A 23,425-nucleotide genomic window follows, 5' to 3' on the forward strand; every position below is an offset into this window, starting at 1 on the left:
CGGCCGCTCGTGATTTCTCTTGAGCAGCCGTCGAGAAGACTACATGGACTTTCGCCGGATTCTCAAACCGATACGGTCCGACCAGCCAGTTCGTGACGCAGGACACCTCGGCGGGCTCTCCGTGGCGCAGGGCGCGGCGGCCAGCAGCCGCGGGTTCCCGCCGTTCGGGCGCCCCCTGTCGTCGCCGCGCCTAGAGCGGTAGGTCCCTGCCGAGCACGATCGTCCGTTCGCGGGGCAGGTCGAGGGTCTCGACGGGGTCGGGCACGAGCCGGTAGAGGCCGAGGAAGAGTCGCTGGGCCCAACGGGGCATGGTGGATCGTTCGGTGAGCCGGGGCACGGACAGGGACACGAAGTAGGTCGCGGTGGCGAGGTCGACCCCGCGCAGGGTCGCCGGTTCGGCGCGTGCGACCTGGCCGAGCAGGCGCACGATCCGTGGGTGCTCCCGGAACCCGTAGGTGGCGGTGATCTCGACGACGCCCTCGTCTCCCACGGGGGACGCCCGGAACCGCTCGGCGGCGGGCACGCCGGGCCGGTCGACGGTCTCCCAGCTCACGAGGAGGACGTGCCGTTGGAGGGTGTGGTTCTGCTCCACCATGGACCGCAGCGCGAGCGGCACGATCCCGCTGTGCCGGCTGAGGAAGACCGCGGTCCCTCGGGTCCTGGTCACGGAGCCGTGGGCTGCGAGGACATCCTCGACGCGCTGGACCGTGGTCTCGAGCGCGAGCCGCCCGCGGCGGACGTGCCGCTGCCCTGTCCACCAGGTGGCCATGACGACGAGCACGAGGGCGCCGATCGTCAGGGGCAGCCACCCGCCGGAGCCGATCTTGGCGAGGTTCGCGGCGAGGATGACGAGGACGACCACGAGGATCGACCCGGCGACGACGACGTTGCCGGTGAGGCGCCGTCGGGCCGTCCAGGCGTGGGCGAGGTAGACGACCGTGGTGATGGAGATGGTCAGGGTGACGGCGATGCCGTAGGCGGAGGCGAGCGCGGCGGAGGTCCGGAAGCTGAGGACGACGAGTAGGACGGCCGCGGCCAGGAGGGCGTTCACGGCCGGCAGGTAGATCTGCCGGCTGTTGGCCGGTGAGGTGTGGACGGTTCGCAGCGGCGGGAGGATGCCGAGGCGGCCGCCCTGGTGGACGACGGAGAACGCCCCGGAGACGACGGCCTGGGACGCGATGATGGTCGCGAGCGTCGCGAGGACGACGACGGGTGCGAGCACGGGTGCGGGGACGAGCGAGAAGAACGGGTTGTCGGCGGCGTCGGGCGAGGCGATGAGGTGCCCGCCCTGGCCGAGGTAGCTCAGGGCGAGCGCGGGGAGGACGACGAACGCCCAGGCGCGCGCGATGGGCCGTCGGCCGAAGTGCCCCAGGTCGGCGTAGAGGGCTTCGGCCCCGGTGACGGCCAGGACCACGGCGCCGAGCGACAGGAAGGCGGCGGCGGGGTGGTCGGCGAAGAGGACCACGACCCAGTGCGGTGAGAGGGCGACGAGGATCTCGGGGGTCTCGAGCAGGCCGCGGACGCCGCAGGCCGCGAGGGTGGCGAACCACAGCACCATGACGGGCCCGAAGAGCCGGCCGATGGCCCGGGTGCCGAACCTCTCGACGAGGAACAGCCCGGCGAGGATCGCGACGGCCACGGGCACGACGAGGCGTGCCAGGCTCGGTTCGACCACCTCGAGGCCCTCGACGGCGGAGAGCACGGAGATCGCGGGGGTGATGACGCTGTCGCCGAGGAACATCGCGGCCCCGAGCATGCCGAGGACGGTGAACGTGGCGGCGGCCTTCTGTCCGCCGCGGGTCCGGCCGAGGGTGCGGCGGAGCAGGCCGAGGAGCGCGAGCAGCCCGCCTTCCCCGTCGTTGTCGGTGCGCAGGAGGAGCCGGACGTACAGGATGCTGACGACGAGGACGAGCGTCCACAGGATCGTCGAGGTCATGCCGTAGACGAAGGTGCGGTCGATGCCGACGCCGACCCCGCGCGCCGTGGTGACGACGGCGGCCGCTGCGTAGAGGGGGCTGGTGCCGATGTCCCCGAAGACGACGCCGAGCGCGCCGACGAGGGCGAGGGCGCCGGTCGCCCTCCCCTGCGCGGACGTGCCTTGCGCTGTGCGTGCGATGGCGCCTCCTCGGCGTGCGGCGTGCGGTGCGCCCGCCCGCGGACCTCGCCCTCCTCGGTGTCGCGCCGGTCGGTCGGTTCAACCACGGCTCGATACATCGGACGTCATACCTCCTGTAGTCTCACGTCCAGCCGGCACCACCGCGCCGACTTCCGGCCACCGCAGACGGAGGAACCCACCGTGAGACTCGCTCGGATCGACACCCCCACCGGCCCGCGCCCCGTCGTCCAGGACGGCGACGTCTGGGCCGTGGTCGTCGACTACTACGCCCCCGTCCTCGAGCGCACGGGCGAGACCCACGCGGTCGCCGGCGCGCGCCTCCTAACCCCGTGCGAGCCGCGCGTCGTGCTCGGCATGGCGCACAACTCCGGCCCGGCCGACCGCCTGGTCCCGCCGCAGGCGTTCGCCAAGTCGGCACGCACCGTGATCGGGCCCGGCGAGCCCGTGCGCCTCGACCCCGCCGCGGGCAAGGTCGTGGTCGAGGGCGAGCTCGCGATCGTGATCGGCCGCACGGCCCGCCACCTCACCCCCGAGCAGGTGCCGGGCGTGATCCTGGGCTGGACCGTCGGCAACGACGTCACGGCGTACGAGCAGAGCGCGGTCGACGACAAGTTCACGCAGTCCAAGAACGGCGACGGGTTCACGCCAGTCGGCCCGTGGATCGAGACGGAACTCGCGCACCCGGACGACCTCGCGATCGAGGTCCGGGTCGACGGCGTGACGCAGGCCGAGGCCTCGACGTCGGGCCTCGCGTGGGACGTCGTCGAGCAGCTCGTCTACCTGACCTCGCACCTGACCCTCGGCCCGGGCGACGTGGTCCTCACGGGGTCGCCCAGCACGTCGGCGCACGTCATCCCCGGGCAGCGGTCCGACATCACGATCGAGGGCATCGGGACGCTCACCAACCCGATCACCTGACCCGCGGCGGGAAGGGGTACGCCGCGAGGACGGCGACCGGTCCCCCCGGGGCATGACGCGCCGTCGGGCAGGTCCCCACCGTGGCCAGACGCGGCGCACCCCTCCCGCGGCGAAGCATGGGGGTATGACGACTCCCCCGACCGGCTCGCCTCTCGTCGCCTCCGGGCTGATGAAGGTCTACGGCACCGACCACACCGCCACGCACGCCCTCGCGGGCGTCTCCCTCACGGTCTCGCCCGGCGAGTCCGTCGCGATCATGGGCCCGTCGGGCTCGGGCAAGACGACGCTCCTGCACTGCCTCGCGGGCATCCTGAAGCCCACGTCGGGCACGGTGTCCTGGCGGGGCGAGGACCTCACGACGCTCGGCGAGGGCCGTCGCACGGCCCTGCGTCGCCAGGACTTCGGCTTCGTGTTCCAGTCGGGCCAGCTCCTGCCCGAGCTCCCGGCGGTGGAGAACGCCGCCCTGCCCCTCATGCTGGGCGGGACGCCCCGCGCGGAGGCGACGCGTGCCGCGGCGTCCTGGCTCGCGCACCTGGGCCTGGCGGGCATGGAGCAGCGTCGACCGGGCGAGCTCTCGGGCGGTCAGGCGCAGCGCGTCGCGATCGCGCGCGCGCTCGTGGGGTCTCCTGGCGTCGTGTTCGCCGACGAGCCCACGGGCGCGCTCGACCAGGGCACGGGAGCCGAGGTCCTCTCGGTCCTCACGTCCGCCGTCCGGGCGTCGGGGGCCGCGCTGGTCGTCGTCACGCACGACGCAGGCGTGGCCCGCTACTGCTCGCGCACGGTCACCATGCGCGACGGCCGCATCTCGGGCGAGTTCTTCGCGGAGGCGCAGCAGGCGGCTGCGCAACCGCCCGTGCCCGACGGCGCCACGCAGGCCGCCCGGGCCGCTCACCCCGCGAGCGGCACCCCGGGCGTCCCCGGTGCGCCCGAGGCGCCCCGGTCCGGCACGACGCACGGAGCGACGCGATGAGGGCCACGCTCGACCTGTGGTGGCTCCTGCGCCGCCGCAGCTCCGACAGCCGCGACCCCCAGGGGCTCACCAACGTCCTGGCGATCATCGCGTTCGCGGCGACGACCGCGATCCTGCTCGTCGTCGTGGGCGGCGTGGGGGCCTTCCTGCAGCGTGCGGGAGGGTGGCAGGGCATGACGATCGGGGGGATCGAGTCCGGGGTCGACTCCTACGACGTCCAGTACCCGGTCTTCGCCGGGATCGCCGCGCTCCTGCTCCTCATCCCGCTCGTGACCCTGGGCGGGGCCGCCGCCCGGCTCGCGGTCGCCCGCCGCGACGCCCGCCTCGCGTCGCTGCGTCTGGCCGGGGCCACCACGGGTCAGGTCGCGACGCTCACGGTCCTCGACGCGGCCGCGCAGGCCCTCGTGGGTTCGCTGCTGGGGCTCGTGGGCTACGGGGCCCTGCTGCCCCTCGTGGCGCAGCTCCGCTTCCAGGGCCGCACGTTCGAGCTCTCCGAGCTGTGGGTCGGGGTCCCCGCGCTGCTGCTCGCGGTGGTGGGGGTCGTGCTCGTGGCGCTGGTCTCCGCCGCCGTCTCGTTGCGCCGGGTCGCGATCACGCCGCTGGGCGTCGCGGCGCGCGTGACTCCCCCGGCCATGAAGGCCGTACGGCTGGTCAGCATGGGACTGGCGTTCGTCGCGATGCTCGTCGCGACCAACGTGTCGTTCGGCAGCGACGCGGTGGCGATCACGATCCTCGTGCTGGTCCTCGTGGCCGGTTTCGCGACGCTCAACGTCGTCGGGCCGTTCGTCATCTGGGTCGTCGGCCGGGTCACCGCGAGCCGCGCCAAGGGGGTCCCGACGCTCCTCGCAGGTCGCCGCATCGTCGACTCGCCCAAGACCGCGTGGCGCTCGGTCGGTGGCGTCGCCCTCGCGACGTTCATCGCGGGCCTGACGAGCATCTTCGCGCTGTTCGAGCCGGGCGCGGGGACCGACCCGGTCGAGGTCCAGTTCCTCGGTGACCTCACGACCGGCGGGTTCCTGACCCTCGCGATCGCGGGCGTGCTGGCCGCGGTCTCGACGGGCGTCATGCAGGCCGGGCGGGTCATCGACCAGCGCGGCGAGTACCGGGCGCTGACCCTCGCGGGCACCGACCTCAGGACGCTCGACAAGGCCCGGCTGCGCGAGACGCTCATCCCGCTCGCGGCGAGCGTGGGTCTCGCGACGACGGCGGCCCTGATGTTCATGGCGCCGATCATCGGGCTCAACGCGTTCACGAACGTCGACGTGGTGCTGCAGTTCCTGGTGTGCGTGGCGGGGGCCTCGGGGCTCGTCCTGGCCGGGGCTGCCGCGTCGCGGTTCGTGGTCCGGTCGGCCGTGGCGGCCTGAGCCCAGCAGGTGCCCGACGGCGGAGCGCACGTCCCGTCGTCGGGCCGCGGTGCGCGTGCACCCACGGGCGGGAGTCCGGGCAACAGAAAAGGCCCCGGGCCTGACGCAGCCGGGACCTTCCTGAGCGGAGACGGAGGGATTTGAACCCTCGAACGGGTTGCCCCGTTACCACCTTAGCAGGGTGGCGCACTAGACCTGACTATGCGACGTCTCCATGCTCGGATGCTAGGCACCGAGCGTCGCAAGGTTACCTTCTCCGGGCACCGGGGAGCAAAACAGGGCCGTCGGGGCGCCCGTCGGCGCGGCCCCCGCACGCCCCGAGACCTCCGTCGACACCCCGGACCGACGCACCACGCTGCACCCCCACGCCGCGGCCGCGGCACAGGCCCGGGCCGGGCCGGGGCCAGCACGGGCGGGACGCAGCCGGAGCCGCCCTCCCGGACGGGAGGGCGGCTCCGGGCCTCTCAGGAGGTCGTGCGCGGCGTCAGCCCCGCACGGCCGCCTCGTCCTTCTCGACGTCGTCCGCCGCGCCGGGGGCTGCCCCAGCGGCTCCCGTCACCGCGTGGGGGTGGCGACGTTCGAGCGAGGCCCCCTCCACGTCGACGTCGGGCAGGATCTTGTCGAGCCAGCGCGGCAGCCACCACGCCTTGTCGCCCGCGAGGTGCATGAGCGCGGGCACGACCATCATCCGGATGACGAACGCGTCGACCAGGACACCGAACGCGAGCGCGAACCCGATGGGCCGGATCATCGCGCTGTGCGAGAACACGAACCCGCCGAACACCGCGATCATGATGATCGCCGCCGCCGTCACGACCGAGCGCCCGGCCCGCACGCCCTGCACGACCGCGACCCGCGCGGGCGCGCCGTGCGCGTACGCCTCACGCATGCCGGACCCGAGGAAGAGCATGTAGTCCATCGCGAGCCCGAACAGGATCCCGACGAGGATCGTCGGGAGGAAGTTCAGGATCGGGCCGGGGCTCTCGACGCCGAACACGCCGCCCAGCCAGCCCCACTGGTAGATCGCGACGACCCCGCCGAGGGCGGCGAAGTACGACAGGATGAAGCCGAGCGTCGCGATGACCGGGACGAAGATCGACCGGAACACCAGGACCAGGATGACCAGCGACAGCCCCACGACCACCGCGAGGTAGACCGGCAGGGCGGACGCGAGCTTCTCCGAGATGTCGACGTTGCCGCTCGCCGAGCCCGCGACGCCGATCTCGTAGGTCCCGTCGATCGGCGACATCCCGCGCAGCGTGTGCACGAGCTCCTCGGTCGACTCGCTCGTCGGGCCCTCCGCGGGGACGACCTGGAAGGCCGCGACCGTGCCGTCCTCGGACGTGCCGATCGGGGCGACCGCCACGACGTCCTCCTGCTCGAAGAGCGCCTGGGCGATCTCCACCTGGGCAGCCATGGCCTCGGTCTCGGACCCTGCCTCGACGGCAGGCAGGTCCGCGACGACGAGCAGCGTCCCGTTCTGCCCCTCGCCGAACTTCTCGGCGAGCGTCGAGTACGCCTGGTACTGCGTCGAGTCGTGCGGCTCGGTCGAGCCGTCCGGCAGGTTGAGGCGCAGGTCGAGCGCGGGCAGCGCCACGAGCAGCAGCGCCGCGATCCCGACGACGACGCGCACGACGGCCCAGCCGGTCGACATGGGGCGGACGGGCTTCACGGGGACCGCTGCCGGGGCGGCGGCCTGCGCGGCGGTGCCGGTCGTGTCGGCGGTGCCGGCCGTGCCGTCGGTGCCGGTCGTGCCGGCGAGCTGGGCGCGCTCCTTCTTGCTGAGGATGCGCTCGCCCACGAGGCCCAGCAGCGCGGGCGTGAGCGTGACCGCGATGAGCACCGCGATCGCGATGCACGCCGCGCCGATCGTACCCATCAGACCCAGGAACGGGATGCCCGTGACGTTGAGGGCGAGCAGCGCGACGAGCACCGTGGTGCCCGCGAACACGACCGCGTTGCCCGAGGTGCCGTTGGCCAGCGCGATCGACTCGTGGAGCTCGTCGCCCGCCTTGAGCTGACGGCGGTGACGGTTGACGATGAACAGCGAGTAGTCGATCCCGACGGCCAGGCCCAGCATGAGGCCGAGCACGGGCGTCACGGACGCCATCTCGACGACACCGGACAAGGACAGCGCACCCAGCGCGCCGATGCCCACGCCGATGAGCGCCGTGAGGATCGGCAGCCCGGCCCCGATCAGCGTGCCGAGCATGACGACCAGCACGACCGCCGCGACCAGGAGCCCGACGATCTCGCCGGCACCGATGATGCTCGGGGCGCCCATGGTCATGTCGGCCGAGAGGTCGATCTGCAGGCCGGCGGGCTCGTCCTCGAAGATCGTGACGAGCGCGTCCTTGGTCTCCTGCGGGATCTCCATCTGGGGGTCGGTGAAGGAGATCATGATGATCGCGGCGGTGCCGTCCTCGGAGACCGTCCGGATCTCGGCGGCCATGTCGAGCAGCGCAGCACCCTGCTCGAGCTGGGCGCTCTGCTCCTCGAGGGTCGCGAGCCCCTCGTCGAGGGTCGTCTGCTGCGCGTCGAGCGCGGCGAGACCGGCGTCGAGCTGGGCCTGCTGCGCGTCGAGCTGCGGCTGGGCCTGCGCGAGCATGCCCGCGGCCTCGGCCTGGGCGCGCGCGGCGTCGAGCTGGGCCTGACCGGCCTCGAGCTGCGCGCGTCCCGCGTCGAGCTGGGCCTGTCCGGCGTCGAGCTGGGCGCGCCCGGCCTCGACCTGGGCACGCCCGTCCTCGACCTGCTGCTGCTGCGCGGCGCGGTCCGCCTCGGTCTGGAACGGGTCGATGACGGCGTTGACGCCGTCGACCTCGGAGGCCTCGGTGACCAGCCCCGCGACGGCCTCCTCCTGCTCGGCCGTGAGGGGCTCACCGTCGGCGGACTGGACGACGACCGTCCCCGTGCCGCCCGAGGCGTCGGGGAAGTCGCTCTGCAGGCGGTCGGTGACCTCCGCGGTGGGCGTCCCGGGGATCGAGAACGTCGTGGCGAGGGTGCCCGCGCCGAGCGCGAACGCCACGCCCGCTGCGGCGAGGATCGCGAGCCACGCGACCAGCACCGTCCGTGCGCGTCGCGCCGACCAGCGGCCGACGCGGTAGAGAAATTCAGCCATGGGAGTCCTTCGGTTGCGCGCGAGTACGCGGGTGAACGGGTCAGTGGGTGCGGAGGGACGACGCGACGGACCGGTGCCCGGTCCTGGTCGCGTCGAGGAGGCGTTCGAGGAGCGCCGTCCAGGTCTCGCGCGAGGCCGGGTCGTCGACCGCACCCGTCACGTCGACCCAGCGGAGGTAGATCACGATGAGCCCGCTCATGAGGGACCCGATCAGGAGCTCGACGTCGAACGGGTCAGCGTCGGGGTGGCTCTCGGCCAGCGCGGCCGTGAGGCGCATGCTGACGTCGGCGAAGACCTTGATGAGGGTGTAGGCGCGCCGGGGCGACGGGCCGCCCGTGTCGCCGAGCACCCTGGTCAGGTAGGCCAGCGGGGTCACGAAGTCGGTCGAGCGCAGCGCGTCGGCGACCTCGTCGAAGAGCGCAACGTCAGGACGACCGCCGTGCTCGTCCGGTTCGTCCGACGCGATGGCGTCGAGCCGGTCGAGCGCTGCGCCGACGACCTCGCTGCAGACCTCCGTCACGACGTCGTCGAGCGACGCGAAGTGGTTGAAGACCGTGCGCCGGGACACGTCGGCCCGCTCTGCGAGCTCGTCGACCGAGAAGCTCGTGCCCCCCGACTCGCCGATCAACGCGGCTGCGGCGTCCACGATCGCGCGCCGGTGGCGCGCCTTGAGGGCAGCACGACGATCGACCGTGGGGAGGGACATGTTCCTACGCTAAGTGCATCGATGCACCCGGTGCAACAATGCTGGTCGGGCCCCACCTGGACGGGCGGACCGCTACCGCTCGAACGTCCAGTTCCGGTCCGTCAGCATGCGAGCTACCGCGAGACCGATCGACAGCGCGACGATCACGAGCCCCGCCTCGACCGTCGACGCCAGCGCGTCGACCGTCGCGCCGCTGTTGAACTCGTACACGGCCCGGTAGGCCGTCACTCCCGGCACCATGATGACGACCGCCGGCACCGACAGGGTGATCCGAGGAACCCTCATCGCCGGCGCGATGTACGCCGCGAGGACACCCACGACGAGCGCCGTGGCCGCTGCCGCCGCCTGCGAGGCGAAGCCTGCGTCGATGAGCTCGAGGCGCCCCACGTTCGCGACCATGCCGATCGAGGCCGCCCCCACGGCCATCCTCCACGGGCTGTTGAACATGAGCGCGAAGCCGAGCACCCCCGCGAAGCTCGCGAGCGCGCGCAGCGCGAGGAACAGCGTGTCGTCGAGGGCGGGCGGCGGCAGCCGGTCCGGCTGCAGCCCGGCGATCGCGGACACCGCCCACACCGCCAGGGCAGCCGACGCCAGGATCATGAGCGCGTACGTCATCCGGGCGATGCCCGCGGAGAAGTCGAGCTTCGCGAGGTCGAGCGCCGCCGTCACCAGGGCGAACCCCGGGACGAGGAACAGGACCGCCGACACGTAGCCGGCCTCGTGGCCCCCGGAGGCCCCCAGGGCGTTCTCGAAGACCAGGACGACCAGCAGGTACGCCGTCGCGGCCACGGTCGCCGCGAGCATCGTCGTGCCGAACTGGTTGATGCCCTTGTGCAGCATCGCACGGCGCACCATCTGCCCCAGGAACGCACCGACGAAGACAGCCCCGCACTCGATGACCCCGCCGTTGTTGAGGAACGCGAACGCCGCACAGGCGATCGCGGCCCACAAGGCGTTGAGGAACGCGCCGTAGAGCAGCGGCTTGGCCGCGATCCGCTCGAGCTCCGCGTCGACCTCGGCCGCGGTGACCTGCTCGGGCAGGTCGCCGACGTAGGACTCGAGCTCCGACAACCGGTCCGAGTTGATGCCGACGGCCCGGACCTCGGAGACCTCGGTACGGAAGTTGCGGTCCCGGTAGGACGTCGCGGTGATCTCGGTGAGCGTCACGTGGGCCGCGGTCCGGTCGAGCCCCAGGGCCCGGCCCACGCGTGTCATGTGGGACTTCACGCGGTAGCTGCCGGTCCCGGCGGAGAGGGCGAGGCGGCCGACCCGCAGGACCGTGCCCGACTGCTGGACCAGCTCGCTCGGGCCCAGGCCCGGTTCGTCCGTCGCTTCTGCTGTCACCTCGTCATGATGTCCCGTCCCGCCCGCCGGTGCACCCATGGTCGGCCCGTTGAGACGGACCGGTCCACGATCCCGGGCGCACGGAGCGGGGCGGGCCGGGACGGCAGCAGGCCCCGGACCGCGAGGGTCCGGGGCCTGCCGGGAGGCGGAGGGCGAGGGATTCGAACCCCCGGTTGCTTGCGCAACAACGGTTTTCAAGACCGTCACATTAGGCCGCTCTGTCAGCCCTCCTGGTTGCTCCGACGCACATTCTGGCACGTTCCGGGCCGCAGGTGCCCCCGCCGCCGCACGCGGGCAGGTACACCGACCCTGCACGACGACGGCGGGTCACCCGGGAAGGGCGACCCGCCGTCGCGGGAGATCGTCGCGAGGACGCGCCCGAGGGCCCGTCGCACCGGCTCCGCTCAGGCAGCACCCGAGCGCAGCTGCCGCATCGCGAGCTGGACGAGCGAGATCAGCGTCTGCTTGGTCGCCGCACGCGACCGGGCGTCCGTGTAGAGCATGGGCACGTGCGCCGGGATCTGCAGGGCCTCGCGCACGTCCTCGAGCTTGTGCTTGGCCACGCCGTCGAAGCAGTTGACGCCCACGACGAACGGGATCCCTCGCGACTCGAAGTAGTCGATCGCGGGGAAGCACTGCTCCAGGCGGTCGGTGTCCACGAGCACGACCGCACCGATCGCACCGCGCACCAGGTCGTCCCACATGAAGAGGAACCGGTCCTGGCCCGGGGTGCCGAACAGGTACAGCCACAGCGAGCCCGGGAGCTCGATACGACCGAAGTCCATGGCGACGGTCGTCGTCATCTTGCGGTCGCTCACGCCCCCCGCGTCGTCGACGCCCACCGAGTGCTCCGTCATCGCGGCCTCGGTGTTGAGCGGCTCGATGTCCGAGATGGACCCGATGAAGGTCGTCTTGCCGACCGCGAACCCGCCCGCGACGACGATCTTGACGACCGTCGGAGCGGTCCGCGTCGCCGGGGCGGCGGGCGCGACGGGCTGCGGTGCCGTCTGGGCCGGGCCGGCCTGCTGCACCGGAGGCGTCTGGTGGACCGTGGGTGCCTGCTGCGTCACGACCGGAGCCGGGGCCTGCTGCGCCGTGGGCTGGCCGCCACCGGGCTGAGGGCTCAGGACGCTCTGCCGCACGGGGGCAGCGGTCGGGGACCCGGCGGACGGCGCCGGGGCGGCCGACGCCTGCGGCGCACCCGCCGGAGCGGCGACCGGGGCCCAGGACGGACCCGTCGTCCCGGGACTGCCGGCGCTCAGGCCCGGGCCACCGGCAGCCTGCGGCTGGCCGGCAGCACCGTCAGAGGGTGGAAATGCCATTGAGAACACTCTCCAAGATGCTCAGGGACAGTCCCGAGTTGCTGCTGCCGTGGCCGGTGTGAACGTTCAGCGGGGTCGACGTGTGGACCGTCAGGTAGTTGTCCTCGGCGAGGTCGGCGACCAGGATGCGGGTGACACCCAGGGGCATCCGCAGGAGCGCGGAGAGCTCGGCGATGGACACGTAGTTGTGGGCTGCGTGCTGGAGGATGGCGCGCTTCTCAGGAGGCAGGCCGTAGCTGTTGACAGCACCCGGCATCACCTCGACCAGGGCCTCGAGCGGGAGGTCCGAGGTGGCCGAGCGGACACGTCCACCCGTCACCGCGTACGGACGCACGGTCGCGGCCTCGTACGAGTCCGAGCTGTGTGCTCCCAGGCTGCCAAAAGGTGCGTTCGTCATTGAGCTGTCCTCATCCCACCGGGGCTCGTGTTGCTCCGTCAACAGGCAGGCTACCGCGCATCTCCGAGATCAACTGAGGCGTCAGAGTCGCCTCGGTCCGGGAGACGAGAAGAGCCATCTCGTAGCCGATCAGCCCGATGTCGCACGTGGACTCGGCGACGACGCCGAGGACCGAGCCGTTCGAGACGTTCATGAGGAAGAGGAACCCGTTGTCCATCTCGACGATCGACTGGCGGACGTTGCCCCCGTTGAGCTGACGAGCCGCACCGCGGGTCAGGCTCGACATGCCGGAGACGATCGCCGCGAGCTGGTCGCCGCTGGTGCGGTCGAGCTGGTCGGACATCGCCATGAGCAGGCCGTCTGCCGACACCACCAGCGTGTGCCGGCTTCCCGGGACGGTCCGCACGAAGTTGTCGAGCAACCACCCGAAATTGGTTGCTTCGGTGCTGAGCGCGTTCACACTTCCTCCTTGTCAGTTGCCACAGACGGCGAGCTGTACGTCACCGCGACTGCGGCGCTGAGTCGGGGACATCATTGCCGTGCGAGGCACGATCCGTCGAACCTGTCTCGTCGTCGGCCTCGACCCGTCCCCGTGCGGTCGCCGACTGGAAGGCTGCGAGACGTGCGCGCAGCTGCTCCGGGTCGCGATCGATCTTCGCCGTGAACCGGTCGACGTACTCCTCGCGGTTCACGGTCCGAGCCCTACGGGTCAGGCCCGAGGCCGTGACGTCCGTGCGCGCCTGGGGGCTGTACGTCCCCGCGGCGTCGGCATACGCCTTGCCCTGGACCTCCGGGCCGTTGCGCAGGAGCGTCGACATCTCCTCGTAGAGGACCGCGGACGCGATCCAGTCGGAGCGGGCCTCGACCGAGTCGGACACGTAGCCCTGCTCGAGGGGCTCCAGAGGCTCCTGTGCCGGGCGCCGGACGAGCGGCGTCGAGCCGGCCGGGCGGCTGTCCTGAGGAGCTGCGGGCGCCTGCGGCGGGGCGAACGTCGCCGCGGAGGGCGGCTGGAACGCGGTCTGCTGCTGGAAGGCGGTCTGCTGCTGCACAGGGGTGGTGGTCTGCTGGAACGCCAGGGGCTGCTGTGCCGTCGCAGGCTGCTGGGCCTGCGGCACCACACCGACGGGCTGGGAGGCGAGCGCGGCAGCCGACGGCGTCACGGTGGGCATGGTCCCCGTGCGCGGACGCCGGTTGAAGATGCCGCGCTTGCGCGCCTGGCTCTCGCGCAGCGACCGACGGGTCGGCAGGTCTGCCATCAGGTCCTCGAACCTGGGCAGCGCCTCGAAGGAGAGCTCCTCCGGGATCTCCTCCCGAGCCGGCGGCTCGGGAGCGACCTGGGCGGCCGGGACCTGGTACTGCTGAGCCTGCTCGGGAGCCTGGTACTGCTGGACGGGCTCCGGGTAGGCGTCCACGCGAGGGGCCTGCGCGGCGGGCGGTGCGTACGGCTGCGCCGGGGCCGGCTGGACCGCTGCCGGCTGGGCCTGCGCGACGGGCGCCTCGTACGGCTGGACGGGCGCCTGCTGCGCCGGAGCCGCACGCTGGGGCAGCTCGACCGCCGCGGGCTCCGTGTACGCGGGCGTCGCGTCGTACTGAGGAGCCGCGTCGTACTGAGGAGCCGCGTCGTACTGAGGAGCCGCGTCGTACTGAGGAGCCGCGTCGTACTGAGGAGCCGCGTCGTACGTCGGTGCCGCCTCCGGTGCCGGCGCGGGCTCGTCGGAGACCGGAGCCTGCTCGGTCCCGCCCAGCGGCTCGATCGCGAACTGCGGTGCCCACGTGCCGTCGTCGGGCACGAAGTCCGGGACCGAGATGTCGGTCGCCGACACGTCGGGTGCTGCGTCGAGCTCGACGGCCTGCTGCTCGGAGGTCGGCGTCTCGACCGCACCGAGGGCACGGAAGCTCGAGAACATCGCCGAACGCGTGCTCACGTCGAGGACGGGGATCTCGGCCGACTCCGGCTGGACGGCAGGCATGGCGCTCGTCGTCTCGGCAGGGGTCGCGGCGCGGGACCGGCTGGGGAGCGAGCTGCTCGACGAGGAGACCCCCTCCGGCGGGGACCAGGCGTCCGGCGCGGCCGGAAGGTCTGCCGGGAGCGAGGGCGTCGCGAGCGGCGGCAGGATGATCGACCCGGTCTGCGGGCCGGGGACGAACGACGCGCTCGGTGCGGACCCGGCGGGGTCCATGCCCCGGGGACGACGACGGGGCATGCCCGTCGAGGTCGCACCGTCCGTCAGCGCCTCGAGGTCGACCGGGACCGCGACGGGCGCGTCGGGGTCGTACTGCGGGGTCGAGGTCGTGGCCGGGCCCGAGTACACCGGGGCCGAGGACTGCGCGGGCGGGGCCGCGAGCTGGTTGGCCGCGACCTGCGTCCGGTTCTCCAGGGGGTCGGTCGGCATCGGCAGCGGGACGCTGGAGTCCGGCACGAACAGGACGTTCGGGAAGCTGACCGTGACGAGGGTGCCGGCGCCCTCGGCCGCGCGCTCGAACGTGACCTTCGCGCCGAGACGGTCGGAGATGCGGCCGACCACGTACAGGCCCAGACGCTGCGAGCCCACGACGTCAGAGGCGGCGTGCGCGTTGACCTTGCGGTTCGCCTCGCCGATCTCCTCCGGGGTCATGCCCAGGCCGTGGTCGCGGATGATGATCTTGACGTACCGCTCGTCGCGTCCCGTGCTGACCTCGACCGGGGTGTGCGGCTCGGAGAACATGGTCGCGTTCTCGAGGAGCTCGGCGATGAGGTGCGCGGCGTTGAGCGCGTTGTGCCCCAGCATGAGCGGGTCGACGACGAGGTTCAGGCGGACCCGGTCGTAGAGCTCGATCTCCGAGGACGCCGTACGGATGACGTCGGAGGCCGGCATGGGCTGGCGGACACGACGGCCCGAGTCGATGCCCGCGAGCACCAGGAGGGACTCCGCGTTACGACGCATTCGCGTCGCGAGGTGGTCCAGGCGGAACAGGTTCGACAGGGTGTTCGCGTCTTCCTCGGACCGCTCGAGGTCGTCGAGGAACGCGAGCTGCCGGTTCAGGAGGACCTGGTCGCGGCGAGCCACGTTGACGAACATCTCCGCGATCGAACCACGCAGGGCCGCCTGCTCGCGGGCGACCTGGATCGTCGTCGAGTTCACGTCGTTGAACGCGTTCGCGAGCTGGCCCACCTCGTCGGTCGACTCGACCTCGATCGGCTGGATGCTGATGCCCGGGCCCTGGCCCGGGACCGAGACCTGCTCGACCATGCGCGGGAGCTGGTCACGGACGTCCTGGGCCGCGCTGGTCAGCCGTCGCAGCGGGTTCACGATCTGGCGGGCGATGGCGGCGGCGACGAGGATGGTCGCGCCGAACGCGAGCAGGGTCACGAGGATCGTGAGGACTGCTCGGGTCACGGCTGCCGTAGCGATGTCGGAGGCCGTGTCGGCCGAGGCCTGGCGGACCTTGTCACGGACCGGGGTGATGTTCTTGAGGTCGTTGCTCGAGTCGGTGGGCCAGGCCTGCGTGCTCGTCGCGCCGGTCGCGTTGTTGCCCGCGAGGTTCCCGCGGAGGGAGACGTAGGTGCCGAGCGGGGACGGGATGGCCAGTCCGGTGCGCAGCTCACGGACCGCCTTCCGGGCGGCGTCGGCCTTGGAGTCTCCCTCGGAGACGAGTCGCGCGGCGCGCAGGGAGTCGGCCTGCACCGTGGGGTCGTCGGCGGGGGCCACCACTCCGGGCACCTCGCCGGCGATGATCGCCTGGATCCGCTCGAACAGGAACGAGACCACGGGGAGCTCGAGCGCGACCTGGCTCATGAGCACGTTGGACGCGACGTAGGCGTCGAGCACCTGCGCGAGGTCGCGGTCCTGCGCGGTGTCGGCCAGCACGCGGGGGACGTCGAGGGCGTCGTCGATCAGCGTGTTGTACTTCGCCGTGAAGCCCAGCTCCTGGATGGCGCCGGTGTCGATCTGCTTGCGGATCGCGTTCAGCTCGGCGCGGTCCTTGACCGTGGCCTCGACGGCGCGGCTCACGCGGTCGTCGAGCATGGACATGTCGACGTCGGCGTACACCTTGTCGCGCCGGTCGAGCGCCTTGTCGGTCGCGGCGCGCGCCTCCTCGGCGAGCTGGTCCCCGTCCGGGACCCCACGGGCGCGCTGGATCTCGGCGGCCCGCTCGGCGGCGACGGCCTTGCCGGCGACGTCCTGGGAGCCGAAGGCCTCCACCAGGTCGACGGTCTGGCCGGCCACGCGCGCTTCGTTGATCGCCTGGACCGAGAAGACCGTCGCGGCCAGGAACAGGACGAAGACAGGCAGCGCGAGTGCCGCAAGGATCTTCCCGCGAACGCTCAACCTGCGGAGCATACGAACCTCTCTCCATACCCTGTGACCAGCGGATCGTCGTGAGGTCCGGTCGACACCGACCATCCCCCACTCGCCAGACGTGCGTACTAACTATCGGTGCACTTGCCCCGAGGACCTAATCCGGTCATCCAGGTCAAGTCGGTGGCTACGCGGAGGATCCCACGGGGCCCGACACCCGTCCTCGGCGACGAGGTCGTAGTGTCTTTGGTGTGCGAGCCGTCACGATAGCCGCCCCTGGGGGCCCAGGGGAACTCACAGTGTCCGACCTCACGGACCCGGTACCGGGTCCGGACGAGGTCCTGATCGACGTCGTCTCGAGTGGCGTGAACCCTGCTGACCTGCTACAACGCGCCGGAAAGTACCCTCCGCCAGCAGGTGCACCGGTTTGGCCGGGTCTCGAGGTGTCTGGGGTGATTTCTGCCGTCGGGTCGCGTCTCACAGGTTGGGACGTGGGCGACGAGGTCGTCGCGCTGCTCGACGGCGGCGGGTACGCGGAGAAGGTCAGCGTCCGGGCGAGCCAGGTGCTCCCCCTGCCCGACGGCGTCCCTCTCGTCGACGGGGCGGCCCTCCCCGAGGCGGTGTGCACCGCGTGGAGCAACCTGGTCGACGTGGGCCGCCTCGCGCGCGGCGACGTCCTGCTCGTGCACGGCGGGTCCGGCGGGGTCGGCTCGGTCGCGACGCAGATCGGGGCGGCGCTGGGGGCGCACGTCGTGACGACCGCGGGCGGTCCCGAGCGGGCAGCGCGCTGCCTCACCCTGGGGGCCGAGGTCGCCGTCGACCACCGGACCGAGGACTTCGTGGCCGCGGTGCGCGACGCGTCGGGGGGCGCGGGCGCGGACGTGGTGCTCGACGTCGTCGGGGCGGCGTACCTGGCCGACAACCTCCGGGCTCTCGCGACGGGCGGGCGCCTGGTCGTGATCGGGATGCAGAAGGGGCGCCGCGCCGAGCTCGACCTGGGCACGCTGCTCGCCAAGCGGGCGACGGTCGCCGGGACGACCCTGCGGGCCCGGCCCGCCGAGGAGAAGGCGCGCCTCGTGCGCGACGTGCTGGCGCACGTGTGGCCCCTCGTCGAGGAGGGGCGGGTGCGGCCCGTGGTGCACGCGAGGCTGCCGCTCGCGCGGGCGGCGGACGCCCACCGGCTCATGGAGTCCGGCGAGGTGTTCGGCAAGGTCCTGCTGGTCCCGTGACCACGGATCGCCCCGGGCCGTCGCGCTCGGCGGCGGTTCGGGTCAGACTGGGTTGATGAGCGACGACGCACGCAGCGACCGGACCCCCGCCCCCGAGCAGGCGCCGCCCCCGGGGCGTGAGCCGGACCGGGAGGCCGACGCCAGGGCGAGGCAGGGCTTCACGGTCATCTCCCCCGACGGGACGGAGGTCCCGCCGGGAGACCGGAGCACCCAGGACACCGAACGCGCGGCGGGTGAACGGGGCGAGAACGGCGCCGACGACCGCGACCCGGGCTCGGTCGTCGAGGAGCCCGCGAAGGTCATGCGCATCGGCGGCATGATCAAGCGGCTGCTCGAGGAGGTGCGCGACTCCCCGCTCGACGAGGCCGCCCGCAGCAGGCTCGCCGAGATCCACGAGCGGTCGCTCACCGAGCTCGAGGAGGGCCTGTCGCCCGAGCTCGTCGCCGAGCTCCACCGCATCTCGCTGCCGTTCACCGACGACTCGGTACCGTCCGACGCCGAGCTGCGCGTCGCGCAGGCGCAGCTGGTCGGCTGGCTCGAGGGGCTGTTCCACGGCATCCAGACCGCGCTGGTGGCGCAGCAGATGGCCGCGCAGGCGCAGCTCTCGCAGATCCGCCGGGCGCTGCCACCGGGTGCGTTGCCCGTCCCCGGCATGCCCGGGCACCCGGCACCCGCCGCGCCCGGGCCGCGGCGCGAGGGCGACGACTCCCGCCCCTCGCCCGGGCAGTACCTCTGAGCGGACCGCGCGCTCGACCGTCCCCCGGGCCGAGGCACGCCGCGGCGTCGCCCGGTGGCACCCGGGAGGCGCCTGAGGGGCACCCGAGGCTACTTGGAGCCACTGAGGGCCGCTGAGAGCCGCCGGGCCCGGGCGAGCGCCCGGCGACGCACCTGCTGACCGTCCGGGCGCCTACGCGGGCGGCGGGTCGGTCCGCTGGGCCGTCATCGCGATGGCCCCGGAGACGAGCAGCAGGCCGACGAGCTCGAGCCACGAGGGGAACTGCCGCAGCACGACGGCGCCGATCACGACCGCGGTCGCGGGCAGCAGAGCGAGCAGCACCGAGAACGTCGCCGCGCTGACGCGTCGCAGGATCACCTGCTCGAGCACGTACGGCACGACGGACGAGCACACCGCGATCCCGACGACCGCGAGCAGCAGCCGCCAGTCCTCCACCACGGCACCCGACGACGGCGCGAGGAACGGCGCGAACACGAGCGCCCCCGCGGTCATGGCCACGGCGAGCGACGTGACGCCCGAGCCCCCCAGGGCGACGCGTCGGCCCAGCAGGATGTAGGCGGCCCAGCACGCGGCCGCGACGCCGATCGCGACGAGCCCGATCACGACGTCCTCGCGCGGCAGGTCGGACGTGATCGTGACCCCTGCGAGGAGCACCACGCCCGCGGCCGCGACGGCGATGCCGCCGCGCTCGCGCCACCCCCGGCCCGTGACCGCCGCGACGGCCACGGGACCGATGAACTCGATCGCGACCGCGGACCCGAGCGGCAGGTGGTCGATCGCGACGTAGAACGACACGTTCATCGCGGCGAGCGCCACCCCGAACACCGCGGCCCACGCGAGCGTGCGACGGGTCCAGGTCTGCCGCCACGGGCGGCGCCAGGCGAGCAGCAGCAGGGCCGCGACGACGATGCGCAACCAGGCGACCTCGGGCGCCCCGACGACGGCGAACAGCCCGACCGCGATCGCCGCCCCGAGGTACTGGGTGAGCCCCGAGACGACGAAGAGGGCGGGGGGCGGGACCCGACCCACCAGGGAACCGAGGGCACGACCGGGACGCGATGACACCCGACGACCTTACGTCGACCGCAGCACGGCACCCGACCGCTGGGCCCGGGGCCCCGCCGGCCCGGAGCCGACCGCACGCTCCGGCCCGGCCCGGTCCGAGTCGGACCGGGCCGGGCCGGGCCGGGCCTTTCACCCCTTGACGGAACCCGCCAGGAGGCCTCGCACGAAGTACCGCTGCAGCGCCAGGAACACGATGAGCGGGACGATCATCGACACGAACGCGCCTGCGGTCAGCAGGTGCCAGGCGTTGCCGCGGGTGCCGGCGAGGTCGGCGACCGCGACCGTGAGCGGGCGGGAGTCCTGGTTGGCGAACGTGAGGCCGACGAGGAGGTCGTTCCACACCCACAGGAACTGGAAGATCGCGAACGACGCGATCGCGGGGACCAGGAGCGGCAGGAGGACCTGGAAGAAGATCTTGACGTGCCCCGCACCGTCCATGCGGGCGGCCTCGATGAGGGAGGCCGGGATCTCCTTCATGAAGTTGTGCAGGAGGAAGATCGCGAGCGGCAGCGCGAAGATCGAGTGCGACAGCCACACGGTCCAGAACGTGCCGTTGATCTCCGCGTCGACGTAGGCCGAGAGGAGCGGGATGAGCGTGATCTGGATGGGCACGATCTGGAGCGCGAAGACCGCCACGAACAGCAGGTTGCGACCCTTGAAGTCGATCCAGGCGAACGCGTAGGACGCGAGGAGCGCGATCGAGATGGGGATGACGACCGCGGGCAGCGTGATGACGATCGAGTTGACGAAGAACGACGCGAGGTCGGCGGAGCCGAACAGGACGTCGTCGTAGTTGTCGAGCGTGAACTGGGGGTCGGTCCACACGGTCCACCAGCCGGAGCTGCGGATGTCGATCGCCGGGCGGAAGGACGTGACGAGGAGGCCGATCGAGGGGACGGTCCACAGGATCGCGATGATGATCGCGATCGCCGACGCCCACGGTGAGCTCAGCTTGCCCTTGACGGCGATGGCCCGGCGCTCGGCGCGCGAGAGCCTGCCGACCCGCTGGATGTCGTGCGAGGCGTCGGCGTCGAGGGATGTGGGCAGCGTGGGCGGGACGGCGGTCATCGGACCTCCTCGGAGAGGCGGAGCTGGCGGACGTTGTAGACCACGATCGGGATGACCAGGATGAACAGGATGACCGCGAGGGCGGCCCCCAGCCCTTCGTTGGCCAGCCGGAAGCTCTGCGTGTAGAACTCGTTCGCGACGACGGACGTGCCGAACTGGCCGCCCGTCATGGTGCGGACGATGTCGAAGACCTTGAGCGTGCCCATGGCGATGGTCGTGACGACCACGACGAGCGCCGGACGGATGCTGGGCACCGTGATGTAGCGGAACATCCCGACGCCGTGCAGCCCGTCGAGGCGGGCGGCCTCCACGATGTCGTCGGGGATGGCCTTGATCGCGGCCGAGAGGATGGTCATGGCGAACCCGGTCTGGATCCAGACCATCACGGCGATCAGGAACAGCGTGTTGGTGGGCTGGTTGATGAGGAACTGCTGGGGTTCCAGGCCGAGCCACACGAGGAGCTGGTTGAGCAGACCTGTCTGCTGGATGCCCGGCTGGTCGGGGCGGTACTCGTAGACGAACTTCCAGATGATCGACGCGCCCACCATGGAGATGGCCATGGGGAGGAAGACGAGCGCCTTGGCGAGCTTCTCGAACCGGGTGCGGTCGACGAGCACGGCGTACACGAGGCCGATGAACGTGGACACGATGGGTACGAGGACGACCCACAGCGCGGTGTTGCGCAGGACGATCTGGAACTGGTCGGTCGTGAACGCCGTGACGTAGTTGTCGAGGCCGACCCACTCGGCCCCCGTCTTGTTCTTGAACGACGAGATGATCGTCAGGATCCCGGGGTAGACGAGTCCGCCGACGACGAGCAGGACGGCGGGCCCGACGAAGCAGAGGGCCACGACCCAGCGCGGGACGCGTTTGGGCTTGTCGACGGCGAAGAGCAGTCCTCCCATCACGACGACGAAGAGGAGCATCGCGAAGACCATCAGGCCGAGCTTCTCGGCGGTGGTCTCCGGTGAGGTGAAGAAGTCCATGTGGGCCTCCGGTCTGCCCGACGGCGTCGGCGGGCTGGGGTGGTTCGGTCGCCCGCGGTCGTGGTCGCGGCGGGCGGGGCGCTGCTCTGTGCTCCGTCAGCGGCCGGGACGTGCTGAGCCGGGGCCCGTCGCGTGGACGACGGGCCCCGGCTCCTCACCCCGTGGTGCTGGGGGCGACGTCGGTCAGGACGTCGGCCAGGACGCCTCGATCTGGTCGACGACCTCCTGCGTGCTCTGGCCGGTGAGCCAGTTGACGATGCCGGTCCAGAACGTCCCGGCACCGACGGCCCCGGGCATCAGGTCGGACGCGTCGAAGCGCACGATGGAGTTCTCGTCGGTGAGGATCGACGCCGAGAGCCGGTCGAACTCGGTCGCGAGGTTCTCCGGGTCGAGCTGGAGGTTGGCGTTGACCCAGCCGCCGTTGGGCGTGGCCTTGGCCTTGGCGTTGGCCCAGTCGGCGCTCGAGATGTACGTCTGGAAGGCCTGGACCTCGGGGCGGTCGTTGAAGGCCGCCGCGAACGTGCCGCCGACCTCGACGGGCTTGATGTCGGTCTGGTTGGTCGGGAGGTAGAAGGCGTAGACCTCGCCGTCCTCGGAGACGTCCGTCCCCTCGGGGAACTGCGTCTGGTAGAAGTTCGCGGCGCGGTGGAGGAAGCAGGTGCCGTCGAGCAGGCCGATGCCCGCCTCGGTCCAGGGGGTCGTGGCGATCGAGTCGACGCCGCCCAGGCCCGCGTTGACCATGGCCGGGTCCTTGAGGACCTCTCCGGCGGTGTCGAACGCGGTGACGACCTGCGGGTCGTTGAACGGGATCTCGTGCGTGTACCACTGGTCGTAGACGTCGGGGCCGGCGGTGCGGAGCATCATGTCCTCGACCCAGTCGGTGCCGGGCCAGCCGGTCGCGTCCCCGGACTCGACGCCCGCGCACCACGGGAGCGCGCCGTCGTTGTCCTCGGAGTACTGCTCGGAGAGCGCGATGAGGTCGTCCCAGGTCTCGGGGATCTCGTAGCCGCCGTCGGCGAACGCCGCGGGCGAGTACCAGACGTAGGACTTCACGTTGGCGTCCATGGGGGCCGCGTAGAAGACGCCGTCGACGGTCCCGTAGTCCTTCCAGGTGGGCTCGAAGAACTCGTCGACGTTCTTGGCGACGGACTCGGGGGCGGGGACGATGGTGCCCGTGTCCCGGACGATCGTCTGGAGGAGGCCGGGCTGCGGGAGGAAGGCGATGTCGGGGGCGTTGCCGGCCTTGACGCGCACGAGGAGCTGGGCCTCGAACTCGCGGGAGGCCTCGTAGTCGATCTCGACGCCCGTGCACTCGGTGAAGGGCTCGAAGGAGGCCTGCATCGTCGCGCCCTCGGGGTCGACGATCGACGTGTAGACGTGCACCTTGGTGCCGTCGATGTCGCCGAACTCCTCGTAGGGGGCGCAGTCGATGCTCGACGCCTCCCCTCCGCTCGAGCTCTCGTCGTCTCCGCTGCCGCCGCTTGAGCAGGCGGTGAGCACGATGGCGAGGCTCGCTCCACCGGCGACGGCCGCGAGCGCGCGGCGCTTGACTGACAGTCTGCTGCTGGTCATGACATTTCCTCCACAACGTTGTGGTGCTGACATCGCGGTCGGCCCGCGGCTGCCTCGGTCCGTCGTCCTCGACGTGGACCGCCCTCTGCAATGCAAGCGTTTACATCGTCGTTGCGCAAGCCCAAGAGGTCGGTTCGCGAGTAACGATTCCGTTACTCATGGGACCTCGCAACCGCCCACGGTGGTTGCGCTTCCACTCCGAGCGTCCGCAGAGGTGCGGGCCGACCGACGCGG

At 72.0% G+C, this 23,425-nt stretch carries 17 protein-coding genes and 2 tRNA genes; 5 read left to right on the forward strand and 14 right to left on the reverse strand.

Features of this window, described 5'->3' with window-relative positions:
* Positions 1-190: 190 nt before the first annotated feature.
* On the reverse strand, positions 191-2,116 hold the full coding sequence (locus tag NHG27_RS06600; RefSeq protein WP_497015358.1) for a KUP/HAK/KT family potassium transporter: 1,926 nt from the start codon (positions 2,114-2,116) through the stop codon (positions 191-193).
* A 180-nt stretch (positions 2,117-2,296) separates the two neighbouring features.
* On the opposite strand from NHG27_RS06600, the gene NHG27_RS06605 reads away from it, so the two are divergent.
* The 3 genes from NHG27_RS06605 (at position 2,297) to NHG27_RS06615 (ending at position 5,368) form a co-directional block, all read left to right on the forward strand.
* Positions 2,297-3,034, forward strand: a complete 738-nt coding sequence (locus NHG27_RS06605; protein WP_497015323.1) for a fumarylacetoacetate hydrolase family protein — start codon at positions 2,297-2,299, stop codon at positions 3,032-3,034.
* A gap of 124 nt (positions 3,035-3,158) precedes the next feature.
* Positions 3,159-4,004: an ABC transporter ATP-binding protein gene (locus tag NHG27_RS06610; protein WP_497015324.1), complete on the forward strand. Its 846-nt coding sequence runs from the start codon at positions 3,159-3,161 to the stop codon at positions 4,002-4,004.
* Complete coding sequence (locus tag NHG27_RS06615) at positions 4,001-5,368, forward strand: FtsX-like permease family protein (RefSeq protein ID WP_193720545.1); 1,368 nt, start codon at positions 4,001-4,003, stop codon at positions 5,366-5,368. Before NHG27_RS06610 ends, NHG27_RS06615 begins: the two co-directional genes overlap by 4 nt.
* Positions 5,369-5,493: 125 nt before the next feature.
* Here the strand turns inward: NHG27_RS06615 and NHG27_RS06620 are convergent.
* The 9 genes from NHG27_RS06620 to NHG27_RS06660 all read right to left on the reverse strand — a co-directional run bounded on the left by NHG27_RS06620 (position 5,494) and on the right by NHG27_RS06660 (position 16,565).
* A tRNA-Ser gene (locus NHG27_RS06620) sits at positions 5,494-5,582 on the reverse strand.
* Between the two features lie 270 nt (positions 5,583-5,852).
* A complete protein-coding gene (locus tag NHG27_RS06625) occupies positions 5,853-8,486 on the reverse strand; it encodes an MMPL family transporter (protein ID WP_497015325.1) in 2,634 nt (877 codons plus the stop codon).
* Positions 8,487-8,526: 40 nt separating this feature from the next.
* Entirely contained in the window at positions 8,527-9,192 is a 666-nt protein-coding gene (locus tag NHG27_RS06630) for a TetR/AcrR family transcriptional regulator (protein ID WP_497015326.1), read from the reverse strand.
* 72 nt (positions 9,193-9,264) lie between these two features.
* Positions 9,265-10,536 carry a threonine/serine exporter family protein gene (locus tag NHG27_RS06635; RefSeq protein WP_321575436.1) on the reverse strand — a complete coding sequence of 424 codons (1,272 nt, stop codon included), beginning with the start codon at positions 10,534-10,536 and terminating at the stop codon, positions 9,265-9,267.
* 146 nt (positions 10,537-10,682) lie between these two features.
* A tRNA-Ser gene (locus tag NHG27_RS06640) sits at positions 10,683-10,767 on the reverse strand.
* Between the two features lie 173 nt (positions 10,768-10,940).
* Positions 10,941-11,480, reverse strand: coding sequence for a GTP-binding protein (locus tag NHG27_RS06645; protein ID WP_157257694.1), 540 nt, complete (start codon positions 11,478-11,480; stop codon positions 10,941-10,943).
* Positions 11,481-11,838: 358 nt separating this feature from the next.
* Complete coding sequence (locus NHG27_RS06650) at positions 11,839-12,255, reverse strand: DUF742 domain-containing protein (RefSeq protein WP_193720549.1); 417 nt, start codon at positions 12,253-12,255, stop codon at positions 11,839-11,841.
* Between the two features lie 10 nt (positions 12,256-12,265).
* Positions 12,266-12,715: a roadblock/LC7 domain-containing protein gene (locus NHG27_RS06655; protein WP_030151141.1), complete on the reverse strand. Its 450-nt coding sequence runs from the start codon at positions 12,713-12,715 to the stop codon at positions 12,266-12,268.
* 40 nt (positions 12,716-12,755) lie between these two features.
* Positions 12,756-16,565, reverse strand: a complete 3,810-nt coding sequence (locus NHG27_RS06660; RefSeq protein WP_497015330.1) for a sensor histidine kinase — start codon at positions 16,563-16,565, stop codon at positions 12,756-12,758.
* Between the two features lie 221 nt (positions 16,566-16,786).
* On the opposite strand from NHG27_RS06660, the gene NHG27_RS06665 reads away from it, so the two are divergent.
* Positions 16,787-17,764: an NAD(P)H-quinone oxidoreductase gene (locus tag NHG27_RS06665; protein WP_193720551.1), complete on the forward strand. Its 978-nt coding sequence runs from the start codon at positions 16,787-16,789 to the stop codon at positions 17,762-17,764.
* Positions 17,765-17,819: 55 nt separating this feature from the next.
* Positions 17,820-18,500, forward strand: coding sequence for a bacterial proteasome activator family protein (locus NHG27_RS06670; protein ID WP_497015333.1), 681 nt, complete (start codon positions 17,820-17,822; stop codon positions 18,498-18,500).
* Between the two features lie 171 nt (positions 18,501-18,671).
* On the opposite strand, the gene NHG27_RS06675 is transcribed toward NHG27_RS06670, so the two are convergent.
* The 4 genes from NHG27_RS06675 to NHG27_RS06690 all read right to left on the reverse strand — a co-directional run bounded on the left by NHG27_RS06675 (position 18,672) and on the right by NHG27_RS06690 (position 23,191).
* Positions 18,672-19,565: an EamA family transporter gene (locus NHG27_RS06675; protein WP_497015335.1), complete on the reverse strand. Its 894-nt coding sequence runs from the start codon at positions 19,563-19,565 to the stop codon at positions 18,672-18,674.
* 129 nt (positions 19,566-19,694) lie between these two features.
* Positions 19,695-20,633, reverse strand: a complete 939-nt coding sequence (locus NHG27_RS06680; protein WP_193720553.1) for a carbohydrate ABC transporter permease — start codon at positions 20,631-20,633, stop codon at positions 19,695-19,697.
* A complete protein-coding gene (locus NHG27_RS06685) occupies positions 20,630-21,619 on the reverse strand; it encodes a carbohydrate ABC transporter permease (RefSeq protein ID WP_193720554.1) in 990 nt (329 codons plus the stop codon). The genes NHG27_RS06680 and NHG27_RS06685 overlap by 4 nt, the downstream gene beginning before the upstream one ends.
* 183 nt (positions 21,620-21,802) lie before the next feature.
* Complete coding sequence (locus NHG27_RS06690) at positions 21,803-23,191, reverse strand: ABC transporter substrate-binding protein (protein WP_193720555.1); 1,389 nt, start codon at positions 23,189-23,191, stop codon at positions 21,803-21,805.
* Between the last annotated feature and the right edge of the window lie 234 nt (positions 23,192-23,425).

The sequence above is a fragment of the Oerskovia sp. 140933 genome, from assembly GCF_059651515.1.